A 14,188-nucleotide genomic window follows, 5' to 3' on the forward strand; every position below is an offset into this window, starting at 1 on the left:
AATGAAAAGCACCCGGTCTTGCAATGCGGGAAATCCGCCGCCGCGGGATTTTATTGCATCGATTGTCCCGCTTTCGCAGGGCCTGGAGCCGTTTTTCGGGCATAAGAAGCGCTAGAACCAGAATACCCCATCTTCCAGCGCGGTGAACAGGCTGTCGGTGGCATCCGATAGCTTGCGGTCGATCACGTGCAGATATTCGGTCCAGCCGGAAATGTGCTGCAGCTCCTCGGCGCCGTCGGAAATTCCGCGCAGGCCGATCAGCGGCAGATTGTAGGCTTGGCAGGCGCGCAGGATGGCGAAGGTTTCCATGTCGACCATGTCGGCATCGATCGAAGAATAGGCCGCGCCCGAAACCACGTTGCCGCCGGTCGACAGCGTCGCTTCCGCGACACCGGGGATGCGGAGCGGCAGGTCGATCACGGCAGGCAGGTCGAGAAACGGCGTGCGCCCCTTCTCGAAACCGAGCGGCGAGGCGTCCATGTCGCGGTAGGAGACTGACGTCACCTGATAGACCGCCGTCTGCTCGAGCTTGGCGGAACCGGCCGAACCGAGCGAGACCACGAGCTGCGGCAGGTCTCCGGCATGGTCGAGGGCTGCCAGCGTCCGCGTCAGCACCACAGCGGCCTCGACTGGGCCGACGCCCGTCATCAACGGCTCGAAGCGCGAGCGCAGGAAGGGGCCATACTCGGCCTCGGCTGCCATCACGAACAGGATGGATTTTCCCGCGACCGATTTCAGTTCGAACGTCATCCAGTAATGCCCTCTCTGCCGCGTATGATCATCATGGTGCTGGTCATCGAGGCGATCAGCTTGGCTGGGCCGTCGCTGATCGCGTAGCCGCGCCCGTCGGCGACGATGATATTGGTGCCGGGCTTGGTGATCTCGCCGCGAAACAGGAAGCGCTCGCCGCGCCCTGGCGAAAGCAGATTGACCTTGAATTCGATCGTCAGCACCGAGGCGTCGGGGTCAATGACGCTGTAGGCGGCAAAGCCGCAGGCTGAATCCAGCACGGCCGAAATGATGCCGGCATGCAGGATGCCGTGCTGCTGCGTCAGCTTCACGTCGAACGGCAGCTCGATCTCCACCATCGCTCGCTCCACGCGGGTGAGTTCGGCGCCGATCGTGTGCAGCGCCGCCTGGCGCGAAAAATTGGTCTGGATGCGATCGCGGAAATCGCCGCTATCGGTATTGGTCATCTGTCTGCCCTCTTGCGAGCCGGAAAGTGCCATGCGTCGCCGCGCCACACAAGCGCAATGGATCGCAGCCGGTACGATTGTGCACTCAACGCCGGCGGCGGGTCGTGCTAGATCGGGGTTGAGATGAAGGAGAGATCGGCATGCTGCAGGTGAGGCGTTACACGGCGGATGATTGCGACGACACGATCGCGATCTTCTTGTCGGCGATCCGCGAGGTGGCGTCCCGCGATTACAGCCCGGCCGAAATCGAAGCCTGGGCGAAGGTCGAGGATCGCGCTGCCTGGGTCGAGCGCCGCGCCAGCCGGCCAACCTTCGTCGTCGAGCATGCGGGACGCGCGATCGGCTTTTCCGATCTGGAGCCCGACGGTCATCTCGACATGATGTTCGTCCATCCCGCCCATCAGGGCATCGGCGTCGCCAGTCTGTTGCTCGCGACGGTCGAGGAGGAAGCGAAAAAACAGGGCATCGGCCGCATCTTCACCGAGGCAAGCCTCACCGCGCGGCCCTTCTTCGAGGGTCGTGGCTTCGGCGTCATCGCCCGCCAGAGCGTCGAGAAACGTGGCCAGCGCCTCACCAACTTCCGCATGGAGAAATTTCTCTAGAGCAGCTTCTGCCAGGCATGGCCGGGGTGCGCTTGTCCCAGCATGGCCTTCAGCCAGTCGCGCTCGGAAGGGGCAAGCTTCGGCAGCGCGTTGGCAAAGTCGATCTCGTCCTTGTCGCGCCGGTATTTGGCCTTGAACAACAGCACGCCCGCCGGCCTGAGATAGGGTATGCCGTCGGCGGTGGTGGCGATCATCTCGGCGCGGGGAAACGCAATCGAGGGATCGCGCTTGTAGACCCAGCGATCGGCCGTTCCCTCCTCGATCATCATGTCGACGCGCCAGCAGCCGGTGGCGTGATCGTGACACCATATCTGCGCGATCCCGGCGGGCGGCGCCACGTCATCCGGCAGGGGCGAGACCACGCCGCTTCCGACAGCGTAAAAATCCATGTCGCCGAGCGCCTCGCGAAACACCGCGACGTCGCCGCGCAGCACCGTGAACTCCAGGTCCTCGTGATCGCGTGTCTTCTCGCCATGCCAGAGATCGAGCGCCCAGCCACCGACCACGCACCAGGGTCTCGAAATCCTGCCGAGCCGCAAGGCAAGTTCCGCAGGCTGCCAGGCGTCCCATGCGCCGTGATCGGGGATCGGTCGTGTCTCCATGCGGCCCGTGTTAGCGGGGAGCGGCATCAAGGGCAATCTCAGTTGAGATAGACGATCGAGGCGTTGAGCAGCGTCGCGAAGGAAACCCAGGCGAGGTAGGGCAGGAAGAGCAGCGCGGCGATGCGGTCGGCATTCCAGCGGTTGAGGATGAAGGCGATGATCAACGCCAGTAGAGCAAGGATCACGATGAGCGCCACCATCGGCACCTGCAGGCCGAAGAAGAACGGCGACCAGAGAAAGTTCGCCACCATCTGTCCCGCCCAGATCAGCATGCCCACGGAGAGATGTCCGCGCATCCAGGTGCGCGCGCCGGCAAGCCCGATCAGCACGTAGAGTATGGTCCAGGCCGGCCCAAACACCCAGTTCGGCGGGTTGAAGGGCGGCTTGGCAAGCGATTGATACCATTCGCCCGGAAGATTGTTGACGCCGATCACAAGACCGCCGCCAAGCACGATCGCAACGAAGATGATGTAGGTCAGGGCTTTGCTCATGTGGGCGGAGATAGGGCGCGGCCGTCGCCTCGCCAGAGCCATATCGCATACGATTCAAATGATCGTGCAATGATCCCGATTGCCCGCCACGCGCTTCGGGATATGCTCGGCGAGGCAGGAAATTGGAGTGCTTCGAAATGGCCGGTATCGTGCAGTCCACACAGGCCTATGAAAGCTGGCTTCGCGGCCAACTCGGGGCCGATCTGGTCGAAGGCGACCTCCTGCGCAAGCACATGAAGATGCGATCAAGCAGCTTTTCCTTCCTGCGCGCCACCTATTGGCGCTTCTCGGAAACCATCCTCGATATCTGCCCCGATGCTGCCGCCGCGCCAAAGGTTCTGGCTATCGGTGATACGCATCTCGAAAATTTCGGTACCTGGCGCGATGTCGAGGGACGCCTCGTATGGGGCGCCAATGATTTCGACGACGCAGCCGTCATGCCCTATGCGCTCGATCTCATCCGGCTGACGGCAAGCGCGCTCCTGGCGGTCACCGAGGGCGGCCCGCCGGCGCAGACGATCGCGGCCTCGGTGCTGACGGGATATCTGAGAGCCCTGCAGACGCCCGCGCCCATCATTCTCGAGCGCGATCACAAATGGCTGCGCAAGGCCCTGACGCTTCCCGATAGCGAGCGCCGCGCCTTCTGGGATAAATTCGCGGGCCTTGCGCCGGGCGAAAAGCCGGCGTCGTCAGCCTATGCCGGAGCGCTCGACGCGTCCTTGCCGCCGGGCCATGCCGCTTACTTTCCGAAGCCGCGCACGGCGGGCACCGGCAGCCTCGGGCGTCCGCGTTTCATCGCTTACACGGATTGGCGGGGCGGGCCGGTGCTGCGCGAGGCCAAGGCCATGCTGCAATCGGCCTGGTCGCTCGCCCACGCGCCAGATGATCGCGCCATCCACGCCGTCGAGATCGCCACATCCAACATGCGGTCTCCCGATCCGCACTATCGGCTGATCGGCTCGGTTCTGGTGCGGCGGCTGTCGCCGAGCAGCACCAAGATCGAGATCGACGGCAATTCCGATTTGCTGCTGTCGCCGGATATGCTTGATCTGATGGGCTTCGAGATCGGCAACTGCCACGCCAATGATCCCGCAGCCGCCGATGCGATCCTGCGAGATCTGAAGGCGCGCAAGCCGGGCTGGCTGGTGGAGGACGCCAAGGCTGCCGCGGCGCAGATCGGCGCCGAGCAGAAAACATGGTCACACGCGTCGTGAAGGCGCGATCCTGACGATGTGCTGGTCCCAGGCCACGTCGCTGCGCTGGCCAAGGAAATCGCCCTCATAGGAGGAAACGGCAAAGCCGGTGCTCGCGGGCGCGATGCCGGCCGCCTCGGGCACGATCTCCTCGCGCAGCACCCGGCCGCTTATGGCATCGATCGTCACCGACGCCCCGCCCTTTGGAGACGTCACGCCCACCAGCCCGTCCTTGCGGTTGACGGCAATGGCGCCGACATAGTTGGCGAGCCTTCGGGTGGTCTCTTCGGGCAGATCGACGAAGCGCAGGTCCTCGCCCTTGGCGAAGGAGCCGACCATCGGCGGCAGGTCGTTGCGGCGGCCTTCATATTGGCAGGCGAACCAGATGCGGCCGCTGTCGTCGACATCGACATGGCGCGTCGAGACCTGCGCCCACTCGGCCGGCAGCGTGTGCTTTTCGATCAGGGCGCCGGTCGCGGCGTCCACGAGCGTCAGCGAGGGCTGCATGTTGCCGAGGTTGAGCTTGGTGCGGCCGAAATCCGGATGCGTCTCGATCCCGCCATTGGCAATGATGAGCATGTGCCCGTCGTCGCTGACGGTCATGTCGTGCGGGCCGACGCCATAGGTCTCGAACTCGCCGATCCGCTCGAAGCGGTGGGTGGCGTCGTAGAGCCCGATCATGCCGCGATTGCCGTCGAAGTCGTTCTCGCTGGCGTAAAGGATGCGCCCATCGGGCGAAAACGCGCCGTGTCCGTAGAAATGCCGGTTCTCGGCGGCCGTGATCACGATCGGCTTGGCTTTTCCATGCGGGTCAAAGATCATCGCATAGGTGCCGGGCCGCCGCGCGAAGGCGACGGTCTTGCCCGTGGCGGCGCTGAAGGCCATGCCGTGCGAGCGCGCCGGCAGCGCCACCTGGTCGATGATCTCGCCGCGCTCGGAAACGGTCGCCACTGCGAAGGACCCGTTCGCCTGCCGCATGCCCGAGGCATAGACAGCGTCGGCGCGCTCGAGCGCCATCAGCGCGCGCGGCTGCAAGGCCGCCAGGAAGGTCAGCCCGGCCGCCTTGACGAAGCTGCGCCGGTCGATCGCGGCACTCCGGATCATCGGCTCAATCGCCGTCGGAGAAGGAGAAGCCGGCCGAAAGGCCGATCGCCGCGCCATAATTGTCGCTGATCATGGTCACGAGATCGCGCGTATCGACCAGGAGCTGGTCGAGCTTCGCCTTCTCGGCGTCGCTGGTGGCGACCTCGATGTCAGGGTTGAGCTTGGGCACCGTTTCCAGAAGTGACTTCAGCTTGGCGTCGATCGCGTCGGCAACCGGCTTCTTGTCTGATGGAAGCAGGTCGGCCATTTCGGCCTTCTGCCAAAGGTTGCGCAGCCCCTCCAGATTGGATGTCATCGACTTCCAGGTGTTCTTGGAGCGCCAGTAGATCGCCATCTTCGGGCGCGGCGTCGTGTCCTTGCCCTTGTAGAACTGCTCGAGGCGCTGATCGCGGACATTCTCGGCGCCGTGCACGAGAGTGCCGAGCAGCGCGGTCACGGCTTCCTTGTTGTCCATGAAATCGGCGCTCTGCGGGCCGGGATGCTTCCAGCTCGCCTGGATGCCGTCAGGCTTTTCCCAGGCGGCGACCACTTCAGCCGCCTCGCGCTGGATGTTGCCGGCCACGGCCGCACCATAGAGGCAACGGAAACCGCTCTTCTGGTTGGTGAGGTCTTCCGATCCCGTGCCGTAGAGCACGTATTCAAGCGCCGTCAGGCCCTGCAGGGCAACGCTCTTGGAAGCGATCGCGTCGACCGTTGTATCCTTGGGATCGGCCTTGGCGATCAGCGTCTGCACCTGCCTCAGGCCCACGCCCTTGCGATCCGGATAGAACAGGATGTGCTCGAACAGATTGTCCTGAATGACGGGACCGACCTGCACCATTTCGATTGCCGACCAGTAGCGGATGATGTCGTCGAAGGCCGACTTCGCCTTGTCGAGGCTGCCGGGCGTGCCCTTGTCGCAGAGATCCTTCATCGCCGTGGTCAGCCGCGCTGCCGATTGCTGGGCATTGCGGTAACCCGGGCGGATCACCTCGTCGACCGCACGCTGCATCACGGCAGGCACGGCATCCTCGTTCAAGCCTGCCTGTGCTGCAGCCTGACCCGCCGGTGCTGGGGTCTGGCCCGCCTGCGGAGCGGCCGTCTGCGCCACGGCATTGGAGGCAAGGGCAAGGGAGAGAACCAGAGGGTACCAAAGGCGCATCAAAGAGACTCCAAAAACGTAATCAGTGCCTGCCTGTTATCCGCAGGCAGGGAGGCAAATGCGTCGCGCGACTTTTGTGCTTCGCCGCCGTGCCAGAGAATGGCCTCGGTGAGGTTTCTGGCCCGGCCGTCATGAAGGAAAAAGCTATGTCCGCTGACAGTCTTGGTGAGACCTATACCCCATAGCGGCGGCGTGCGCCATTCACGTCCGCTTGCAAGTCCAACCTGTTGTCCGTCCGCCAGCCCATCGCCCATGTCGTGCAGCAGGAAGTCGGAATAGGGCCAGATCAGCTGGAAGGATTGCGCCTTGTCGAGGCTGTCGCGGCGCGTCACATACTTCGGAACATGGCAGGCCGTGCAGCCGCTTTCGTAGAAAACCTGCTTGCCCTTGAGCGTTTCCGGAAAGCTCGCCTTGCGCCGCGCCGGCACGGCCAGATTGGCGGAATAGAAGGTCACGAGGTCGAGGATCGGCCCCGGCGCTTCCTCGTTTCCAAGCCGCTTCTGTACGCCTGTGGCCATCGCCTTGCACTTGGCCTGCGCCTCCGTGCAATCGCCATGCGGGTCGGGCTGGTCAGGGGTGGAGATGCCGATGTCGTTGAGGAACGCATCGGCGCTCTGGTCGCGCACGCTTGCGTTCTGCGCCTTCCAGCCGAAGCGGCCAAGCGCGATCTTTCCGGTGCGGTGATCGCGCACGATCGCCGCCTTGCCGTGGATGCCGTCGCCGTCCTTGTCGTCCGGGTCGGCATGCGCGAGGATATCGGCCTCCGGAATGGCCTCGATCAGCCCCAGCCCGATCATCGCCGGCGCCACGCGCGGCGAGATCGTCGTTGCCTCATCAAGCGGGCCGTAACCGAGATTGTCTATCGCGTAGAGCGGCCGCCGCAGCGAGACGGTCTCGCCACCGGCAAGCGTCACCGACTCCTCGGTGTAGCTGACCGCCATCTTCCCCTCGGCGGGAAGGCCGGGTACCGCGCGGTCCTGCAATTGGTGGCCGTAGACGGGATCGGGGAAGTTGATGGTCTCGGCATTGGCGACGGCGCGCTCCTCGTCGGGCGTCTTGGCCGTGCGCGCCAGTCTGAGAAACATCGAGCTGGTGCTGGCGTCGGGCTCCGGCTTGCCGCGCCCGTCGTTGAGGTGGCAGTTCATGCAGGAGCGCGCGTTGAAAAGCGGCCCCAGCCCGTCGGAGGCCTGCGTCGAGGAAGGGGCGGAGACCCAGAGCTTCTTGAAGAGCGCATTGCCGAGCTTGAACGGCTGCTCCTCCTCGAAAGGGATGTTCGCGGAGATATGCGAGAAGGAATTGCGCGTCACCGGATCGATCGACGTCGCGCCGCCCGCCTGCATGGCTTCGTATTGCTCGGCCTTGGAGAAGTCGGTGGTCGGCCGCGTCACGTCGGCGACGCGCTTGGCGTCGGCTTCGGTGAGATCGGTGCGCTTGGTGGGAAGGTCGAAATTATCCGCAAGGGCGGCGGATAGGCCGGCGATCGTGGCGCAGATGGTTGCGCTGAAAAGAAGACGACGGGCCGGGAAAGGCGACATTTCGGAGTTCGGGCCGCCTCGATAGCGAAGCGGCCCGCCTTTTCACTTATTTGAAGACGGCAGTAGGATTATCCAAGCTGTCGGAACCTTCAAGCTTGACCGTGCCGAGATCGAGCGCGGCGATCACGCGCTGCACCGATTTCGTCTGGTCGACGAGGCCGTCGATGGCAGCCTGAACGACGGCGTTGCCCTTCTTGTTGCCCTCGGCGATCATTTGGTCGTACTTCTCGACGTTCTGGCCGCGCTTGGCCATGATGGCCATCGCCTTCAGCGTCGCGTCGAGCTTGCCCTGCATTTCCTTGTCGAGCTTCTTGTCCTTGGCGGCGACGAGATCGTGCAGCGACGGACCCTTCATCTTCGTACCGTCGACGCGGGTGTAGTTGCCCGTATAGGCGGCAGCGATGCCGACAGCGTCGTTGAGATGCGAGTTGTAGGTGTTGTCGGAGAAGCAATCATGCTCTTCTTCCGGATCGTGCAGGATCAGGCCGAGCTTCATACGCTCGCCGGCGAGTTCGCCGTAGGAGAGCGAGCCCATGCCGGTCAGGATGGCGACGAGGCCGGCCTTCGGATCGGCTTCGACATGCTTGGTGGCTTCGCCATCCGGCTTCCAGTTGTCGGTCATTTCCTGCAGGTCGGAGACCAGAAGCGTCGAGGCCGACTTCAGATATTCGGCGCGGCGGTCGCAATTGCCGTGCGTGCAATTCTTCAGGTCGTAATCGGTTGCCGGGCGGTTGCCGGCGCCTGGGCCGGTGCCGTTCAGATCCTGGCCCCAGAGCAGGAATTCGATGGCGTGATAGCCGGTCGCGACGTTGGCTTCGACGCCGCCCGCTTCAGCCAGCGTACCGGAGAGGAATTCGGGCGTCAGCTTCGAAGCGTCGACATCCTTGCCGTCGATCTTGATCGTCTTGTTGGCGATCACGTTGGCGACGTAAAGCGAGTTCTCGTCGCTCTCGGTGCCGTAGGAGGCGTCGACATAGTCGATCAGGCCTTCGTCGAGCGGCCAGGCGTTGACCTTGCCTTCCCAGTCATCGACGATCGGGTTGCCGAAGCGATAGACTTCCGTCTGCTGATAGGGAACGCGGGCCTTGATCCAGGCGGCGCGGGCAGCTTCCAGCGTCTTGTCCGTCGGCTCCTTCAAAAAGGCGTCGATCGCGGCGTCGAGCGCCTTTGCCGTGGTCAGCGCGTCTTCATACTTCGCGTGGCCGACTTCAGTGTAATATTTCACAACGGCAGCAGCATCCGGGGCCGCGTAAGCGGGGATGGCGGACAGAGCGGTTGGGGCCACCGCCAGCGCCAGGGCTGCGCAGAAATTTTTGTTGAGTTTCATGGGATCCTCTCCTGTGACGGGCGAGCTTTATAAGGCCCGACGAAAATGTCTTCGCCCAAAAGCAAACTGGTGTCAAACACTCTAGTTTGGAATGGTTTTAAGGAAACGAAATCCGCCGAAAGGCCATGAAATCGAAATCGAATTGCTTGGAAAATGGGCGATATATGAGTAATCACTGTGCAATTGCATAAACATTGTCCGGATTGATCGCGTATGCGCCGACATCTCAAGCATTTCACCCATCGCCATGAACCGAAGGGTACCGTTCATCTCCATCTGAAATCCGGCATCGGCGCCATGATCGGCATGGCCTCCGTCGGCGCGCTCACCGTTTTCACCGGTATTCCGCTGCTGATCGCGCCCTTCGGCGCCACGGCGGTCCTGATCTTCGGCCAGCCGAAGAGCCCGCTCGCGCAGCCGGCCAACGTCATCGGCGGCTACCTTCTGGCGGCGCTGATCGGCGGCCTGGCGGTCTTCCTGTTTCCGGGGCTTTGGTGGGTCGGCGCGATTGCTGTCGGGCTGACGATTGCCGGCATGCTGATGCTGCGCGTTACACATCCGCCGGCGGGCGCCGTGCCGCTGGTGGCCTTCGGCTCGCATATGGGCGGACCGATGCTGTTTCTGATCGTCGGTTTCGGCAGCGCGCTGTTGATCGCGATCGCCGTGCTGCATCACTTCATCCCGCCGCGGCATCAATATCCGCTGCGGGCCCCACACTGATCTAGGCTCCTCTGGAGCCCTCCATCAGCTCTTGCGCTTCATCCGGCAGAAGAAGAAGCCGTCCGTGTCTGTCGATGCGGGTGTCAGCGTAATCGTCTGGCCGTCCGAAGAGCGGGGATGCGGGCTGTCCTTGCCGAACAGCTGATCCCAGCCCTCGAGCGCGCCCGCAATCTCGAACGCGGGATTGGCGGCGGTAAACGCGCGCACCTGTTCCTCGTTCTCCTGCGGCAGCACCGAGCAGGTCACATAGATCAACTCGCCGCCGGGGCGCACATAGGCGCTCGCTTGGCTGAGTGCGTCCTGCTGCTGCGCGGTGCGCTCGTCAAGATTCTTGGGCGTGAGGCGCCATTTCGTGTCCGGGCGTCGGCGCCATGTGCCGGTGCCCGTGCAGGGCGCATCGACCAGCACCTTGTCGCAGCGATCCTCAAGGTTCTTTAGCGCCTTCGGATTGTCGTGCACCTGAACGTTCCGGGTGCCGGCGCGCTTCAGCCGCTCGATGATCGGCGCCAGCCGCTTGCGGTCGGCGTCATAGGCGTGAACCTGGCCCTTGTTGTGCATGGCAGCCGACATGGCGAGCGTCTTGCCGCCGCCGCCGGCGCAATAATCGAGCACCTGCTCGCCATCCTGAGGCAGCACGAGATCGGCGACGATCTGCGATCCCTCGTCCTGAACCTCGAACCAGCCTTTTTGGAACGAAAGCTCCGCTGTCACGTTGGGAAGACGGGAGGCTCCTTCGCCCGCGGCAATCCGGATGCCGTAGCGCGCGATGCTGGCTTCCTGAGCGCCTGATCTTTCGAGCGCCTTGACGGCCTTTTCGCGGGTGGCCTTCAGGATGTTGGCACGGAGATCGAGCGTCGGTCGCTCGGCGAGCGCCTGTGCTTCCCTTAGCCAGGTATCGCCGAAGGATTTTTCGAAGGTGGGCTGTATCCACTCCGGGATATCGCCCTGAATATGGGAAGGAGCGTCCTTGAGATCACGGGAGTGAAAGGCCGAAAGCGTTGCCTCGGAGAGTGCCGCCGGCGCGAACTTGTCATCGGCAAGCTCGGCGGCGAGCGTCTCGGGCGTAAAGCCCCACTGGCGGAACATGACGGCATGGGCAATCGCCGATGCACTGTCGTCGTCCATCAGCCAGGCGTGCGAGAGGCGCATGCGAAGCGCGTCGTAGACGATGTTGCCGATTGCGGCGCGGTCGCCGGAGCCGGCGAAGCGATGCGCGAGCCCCCAATCCTTGAGGGCATCGGCGACAGGCCGTCTGCGGGCATCGATATCTTCAAGAACCGAAATCGCCCCTTCGAGCCTACCGCCCAATCGCATTCACAACGCTCCTATTGCCTGGATCAATGCCGGACCTTGAAGGGCCGGCGGCTTGTGAACGATCCGCAGGAAGCGCGACTGACGCAGCGGATGGTACACAAGTCTCAACCGCGTGGTATCCGCGATTGGCGGCAAGAGCAAGCGGTGGCTTGTATCAGGCGTTAGCCGATGACTTCGTAGCAGACCTTGGCGGTGCCGGTGCTGACCATGCCGATGTTGCTGGCGGCTGCACGGGAAAGATCGAGAACGCGGCCGCGGATGAAAGGACCACGATCGTTGATGCGGACGACGACGCTGCGGCCGTTGTTGCGGTTGGTGACCTTGACCTTGGTGCCGAAGGCGAGCGAGCGGTGCGCGGCAGTATTGATGGTCGGGTTCATGCGTTCGCCGGAAGCGGTTTTGGAGTGAAGTGCGTACCACGACGCGCCACCGCAACCATTTGCAGCAAAACCTTCCATCGGAAGGATCGTAGAACAGGCTGCTATAGTTGTGACGGCGATAATAGAACGACAAATTTTCTTCAAAACGGGGTGTCCCTCAACTGTTAAACCTACGCCTTGTGGGCGGCGGGGGCTTAAACCGGTCGAAAAGTGGCAGAAAAGTGCCCCGAGTGATCACGGAATGTTACATATTGAAATATATGTGATGAGCCGGCAAAATGATTCGAACCGTCGTCAAGCGGTTTCGAATGAAAAAAGCGCAATTGAATCAAGTAAAATTAGAACTTTTTTTGCGGGAAGCCGTTCGCGACTCCCGCGATCACAAAAATCACGAAAATAATTTTGCGCGGGCGTCATAATTCCCGCCCCATTTGGGCAATTTCCAAGGCTTCCGCCCAAATTTTGCGCCAAATTTTAACGAAATATGCCTGGAGTAGGAATTTCCTACCAATTCATCTGGTGCGATATGGCGATATCAGCGGCGTTTAAGTCAGCCGCGCCAGCGCTCGTTTTGCAACAACTGCGCGAGTGATTGCGGGTAGGTGGGGAAGGCGAAGGTGAAGCCGGCGGCCTTCAGCTTGGCGTTCGAAACGCGCTTGTTCTCGCCATAGAAGGAGCGTGCCATCGGCGTCAGCTCGGCGGTTTCGAAGGCCTGTTCCGGCGGCGGTTCGACGCCCATGAGGCGGGCCGCCTCGACGATGACATCCTGCGGCGGGCCGGGGCGGTCGTCGGTCACATTATAGATGCCGCCAAGTTTATGCTCGGCAAGAAACCACGCGCTGGTGCCGATATCCTCGACGCGGATGCGGTTGAACACCTGATCCTTCTTGATCAGCCGCCGCGCCGTGCCGCGCGCCAGATTGACGAAGGCATTGCGGCCCGGGCCGTAGATGCCGGACAGGCGCAGAACGGCTGCAGGAATACCGATCCGTTCGCCGATTGCAATCCACGCCGCCTCCGCCTCCAGCCGCTCCTTGGAACGGCCTGAGACCGGAACGCACGGCGTCTCCTCGCTCACCCATTCGCCCTTGTGGTCGCCATAGACACCGACCGTCGATAGATAGCCGATCCAGGAGAGCTCAGGCATGAGCGTCTCGATGCGCTCGCCCGCAAGCTTCAGCAGCGGATCGCCCGCCTCGCGCGGCGCGATCGATTGCACCAGATGCGTGGCCGAGCGCATGGCGTCGACAAGCGTCGCGTCGAGCGTCTCGCCATCGAACACGAACGCCTCGATGCCCTCGGCTCTCAGCGCCGCCGCTTTCTCTTCCGAGCGCGTCGTGCCGGAAACACGGAAACCCTCGGCCATGAATGCCTTGGCGATGGCCGCACCGGAGAAGCCACAGCCGAAAATCACAAGATGCATCACGCCGCTCCCGCCAGTCTCCACTCGTTCAGCACATCGCTGTCCGACTCATCCTGAGGCCTTTGTGCCGCAAAGCGCCGGAATTCGCCAGCCTCCATCAGCCGCGACAGCGCCCATATCGCCATGGCGCGCACGACAGGCGAGGCATCGGCGGCAAGCGAAAGGCAGGCATCGAGGAATTGGCGGTCGCCGGAATTGCCGGCCGCGATCAGCACATTGCGCACGAAGCGATCGCGGCCGATGCGTTTGACCGGGGAGCCGCTGAAGAAACTGCGGAAGGTGGGATCGTCGAGCGCAAGCAGCGCGGCGATATCAGGCTCCTGCAGATCCTCGCGCGCCTTCAGCTTCATTTCGGACGCAGCGCTGGCGAACTTGTTCCACGGACAGGCGGCGAGACAGTCGTCGCAGCCATAGATACGGTTGCCGATCAGCGGCCGGATGGCGGGATCGATCGGTCCCTTGTGCTCGATCGTCAGATAGGAAATGCAGCGCCGCGCGTCGATCTGGTAGGGCGCAGGGAAGGCCGCCGTCGGACAGGCGTCGAGACAGGCCCTGCACGAGCCGCAATGATCGATCTCGGGCGCGTCGATCAAGAGGTCGGCCGTCGTGAACATCGAGCCGAGAAACAGCCAGGAGCCATGCGCGCGGCTGACGAGATTGGTGTGCTTGCCCTGCCAGCCGAGCCCGGCCGCGGCCGCCAGCGGCTTTTCCATCACGGGGGCGGTATCGACGAACACTTTCACGTCTTCGCCGGCGCGCGCGGCAAACCGCGTCGCGATCTCCTTCAGCCGGCCCTTGATGATGTCGTGATAATCGCGGTTGCGCGCATAGACCGAGATCGCCGCCTTGTCCGGTTTTTCAAGAATGCCGCGCGGGTCTTTCTCGGGCCCGTAATTCATCGCGAAGACGACGACCGATTTCACGTCGCTCCACAGCGTGCGCGGATCGCCGCGCCGCTCGCGCGTCTCGGCCATCCACTCCATCGTCCCGTGCCTGCCGGCATCGATGAACTGGCCGAGACGGTCCTTCGCTTCGGGAATGCTGTCCGGCCGCGTGATCCGACAGAGGTCGAAGCCGAGCGCCTGCGCTTCCGCCTTGACGAAGGCGGTCAATGTCATCAGGCGTTTGTCTTCCTTGGTCAGTGCGGATCGTTCGGGCAT

General features: G+C 63.1%; 15 protein-coding genes. 3 read left to right on the forward strand and 12 right to left on the reverse strand.

Annotated features, from left to right (window positions below; all coding sequences use genetic code 11):
* Window positions 1-111: 111 nt before the first annotated feature.
* Together ACCD05_RS22055 and ACCD05_RS22060 are read right to left on the reverse strand one after the other, a co-directional pair.
* A complete protein-coding gene (locus ACCD05_RS22055) occupies window positions 112-750 on the reverse strand; it encodes a 5'-methylthioadenosine/S-adenosylhomocysteine nucleosidase (protein WP_413395357.1) in 639 nt (212 codons plus the stop codon).
* On the reverse strand, window positions 747-1,196 hold the full coding sequence (locus ACCD05_RS22060) for a PaaI family thioesterase (RefSeq protein ID WP_026283151.1): 450 nt from the start codon (window positions 1,194-1,196) through the stop codon (window positions 747-749). Before ACCD05_RS22060 ends, ACCD05_RS22055 begins: the two co-directional genes overlap by 4 nt.
* Window positions 1,197-1,336: 140 nt before the next feature.
* Here ACCD05_RS22060 and ACCD05_RS22065 point away from each other — a divergent pair, with 140 nt between their 5' ends.
* Window positions 1,337-1,798 carry a GNAT family N-acetyltransferase gene (locus tag ACCD05_RS22065; protein WP_413395359.1) on the forward strand — a complete coding sequence of 154 codons (462 nt, stop codon included), beginning with the start codon at window positions 1,337-1,339 and terminating at the stop codon, window positions 1,796-1,798.
* On the opposite strand, the gene ACCD05_RS22070 is transcribed toward ACCD05_RS22065, so the two are convergent.
* Together ACCD05_RS22070 and ACCD05_RS22075 are read right to left on the reverse strand one after the other, a co-directional pair.
* Entirely contained in the window at window positions 1,795-2,427 is a 633-nt protein-coding gene (locus ACCD05_RS22070) for a nucleotidyltransferase domain-containing protein (RefSeq protein WP_413395361.1), read from the reverse strand. The genes ACCD05_RS22065 and ACCD05_RS22070 overlap by 4 nt on opposite strands.
* Before the next feature lie 11 nt (window positions 2,428-2,438).
* The gene (locus ACCD05_RS22075; protein WP_209189595.1) at window positions 2,439-2,891 is read right to left on the reverse strand and encodes a TspO/MBR family protein; all 453 of its coding nucleotides are present in this window, start codon (window positions 2,889-2,891) and stop codon (window positions 2,439-2,441) included.
* A 137-nt stretch (window positions 2,892-3,028) separates the two neighbouring features.
* Here ACCD05_RS22075 and ACCD05_RS22080 point away from each other — a divergent pair, with 137 nt between their 5' ends.
* Entirely contained in the window at window positions 3,029-4,105 is a 1,077-nt protein-coding gene (locus tag ACCD05_RS22080; RefSeq protein ID WP_413395363.1) for a DUF2252 family protein, read from the forward strand.
* Here the strand turns inward: ACCD05_RS22080 and ACCD05_RS22085 are convergent.
* From ACCD05_RS22085 to ACCD05_RS22100, 4 genes are read right to left on the reverse strand one after another with little or no spacing between them, the layout of a single operon-like run.
* On the reverse strand, window positions 4,091-5,188 hold the full coding sequence (locus ACCD05_RS22085) for a DUF1513 domain-containing protein (RefSeq protein WP_413395365.1): 1,098 nt from the start codon (window positions 5,186-5,188) through the stop codon (window positions 4,091-4,093). The two genes, ACCD05_RS22080 and ACCD05_RS22085, sit on opposite strands and share 15 nt — an antisense overlap.
* 4 nt (window positions 5,189-5,192) lie before the next feature.
* On the reverse strand, window positions 5,193-6,329 hold the full coding sequence (locus ACCD05_RS22090; protein WP_413395367.1) for an imelysin family protein: 1,137 nt from the start codon (window positions 6,327-6,329) through the stop codon (window positions 5,193-5,195).
* On the reverse strand, window positions 6,329-7,864 hold the full coding sequence (locus ACCD05_RS22095) for a di-heme oxidoredictase family protein (RefSeq protein ID WP_413395369.1): 1,536 nt from the start codon (window positions 7,862-7,864) through the stop codon (window positions 6,329-6,331). The genes ACCD05_RS22090 and ACCD05_RS22095 overlap by 1 nt, the downstream gene beginning before the upstream one ends.
* A 46-nt stretch (window positions 7,865-7,910) precedes the next feature.
* Entirely contained in the window at window positions 7,911-9,191 is a 1,281-nt protein-coding gene (locus tag ACCD05_RS22100; RefSeq protein ID WP_018899317.1) for an imelysin family protein, read from the reverse strand.
* Window positions 9,192-9,404: 213 nt separating this feature from the next.
* Between ACCD05_RS22100 and ACCD05_RS22105 the strand changes: the two genes are divergently transcribed.
* Window positions 9,405-9,911, forward strand: a complete 507-nt coding sequence (locus ACCD05_RS22105) for an HPP family protein (protein WP_111563194.1) — start codon at window positions 9,405-9,407, stop codon at window positions 9,909-9,911.
* Window positions 9,912-9,935: 24 nt separating this feature from the next.
* Here ACCD05_RS22105 and ACCD05_RS22110 read toward each other — a convergent pair whose 3' ends face one another.
* The 4 genes from ACCD05_RS22110 to queG form a co-directional block, all read right to left on the reverse strand.
* Entirely contained in the window at window positions 9,936-11,225 is a 1,290-nt protein-coding gene (locus tag ACCD05_RS22110; RefSeq protein WP_413395371.1) for an RsmB/NOP family class I SAM-dependent RNA methyltransferase, read from the reverse strand.
* Between the two features lie 161 nt (window positions 11,226-11,386).
* Window positions 11,387-11,749, reverse strand: a complete 363-nt coding sequence (locus ACCD05_RS22115) for a septal ring lytic transglycosylase RlpA family protein (RefSeq protein WP_026283154.1) — start codon at window positions 11,747-11,749, stop codon at window positions 11,387-11,389.
* A gap of 406 nt (window positions 11,750-12,155) precedes the next feature.
* Window positions 12,156-13,028: an SDR family oxidoreductase gene (locus ACCD05_RS22120; RefSeq protein WP_413395373.1), complete on the reverse strand. Its 873-nt coding sequence runs from the start codon at window positions 13,026-13,028 to the stop codon at window positions 12,156-12,158.
* Window positions 13,028-14,188 (reverse strand): tRNA epoxyqueuosine(34) reductase QueG, encoded by a 1,161-nt coding sequence (gene queG, locus ACCD05_RS22125; protein ID WP_413395375.1) that lies wholly within the window; start codon window positions 14,186-14,188, stop codon window positions 13,028-13,030. The genes ACCD05_RS22120 and queG overlap by 1 nt, the downstream gene beginning before the upstream one ends.

Source organism: Rhizobium sp. Rhizsp42, assembly GCF_047304155.1.
In the GTDB taxonomy this organism is placed as follows: Bacteria; Pseudomonadota; Alphaproteobacteria; order Rhizobiales; family Rhizobiaceae; genus Rhizobium.

Excerpts from the sequence above, each read along its gene's own strand:
- ACCD05_RS22055 (WP_413395357.1), bottom strand. The coding sequence starts at position 750 with ATGACGTTCGAACTGAAATCGGTCGCGGGAAAATCCATCCTGTTCGTG.
- ACCD05_RS22060 (WP_026283151.1), bottom strand. The coding sequence starts at position 1,196 with ATGACCAATACCGATAGCGGCGATTTCCGCGATCGCATCCAGACCAAT.
- ACCD05_RS22065 (WP_413395359.1), top strand. The coding sequence starts at position 1,337 with ATGCTGCAGGTGAGGCGTTACACGGCGGATGATTGCGACGACACGATC.
- ACCD05_RS22070 (WP_413395361.1), bottom strand. The coding sequence starts at position 2,427 with ATGCCGCTCCCCGCTAACACGGGCCGCATGGAGACACGACCGATCCCC.
- ACCD05_RS22075 (WP_209189595.1), bottom strand. The coding sequence starts at position 2,891 with ATGAGCAAAGCCCTGACCTACATCATCTTCGTTGCGATCGTGCTTGGC.
- ACCD05_RS22080 (WP_413395363.1), top strand. The coding sequence starts at position 3,029 with ATGGCCGGTATCGTGCAGTCCACACAGGCCTATGAAAGCTGGCTTCGC.
- ACCD05_RS22085 (WP_413395365.1), bottom strand. The coding sequence starts at position 5,188 with ATGATCCGGAGTGCCGCGATCGACCGGCGCAGCTTCGTCAAGGCGGCC.
- ACCD05_RS22090 (WP_413395367.1), bottom strand. The coding sequence starts at position 6,329 with ATGCGCCTTTGGTACCCTCTGGTTCTCTCCCTTGCCCTTGCCTCCAAT.
- ACCD05_RS22095 (WP_413395369.1), bottom strand. The coding sequence starts at position 7,864 with ATGTCGCCTTTCCCGGCCCGTCGTCTTCTTTTCAGCGCAACCATCTGC.
- ACCD05_RS22100 (WP_018899317.1), bottom strand. The coding sequence starts at position 9,191 with ATGAAACTCAACAAAAATTTCTGCGCAGCCCTGGCGCTGGCGGTGGCC.
- ACCD05_RS22105 (WP_111563194.1), top strand. The coding sequence starts at position 9,405 with ATGCGCCGACATCTCAAGCATTTCACCCATCGCCATGAACCGAAGGGT.
- ACCD05_RS22110 (WP_413395371.1), bottom strand. The coding sequence starts at position 11,225 with ATGCGATTGGGCGGTAGGCTCGAAGGGGCGATTTCGGTTCTTGAAGAT.
- ACCD05_RS22120 (WP_413395373.1), bottom strand. The coding sequence starts at position 13,028 with ATGCATCTTGTGATTTTCGGCTGTGGCTTCTCCGGTGCGGCCATCGCC.
- queG (WP_413395375.1), bottom strand. The coding sequence starts at position 14,188 with ATGCCCGAACGATCCGCACTGACCAAGGAAGACAAACGCCTGATGACA.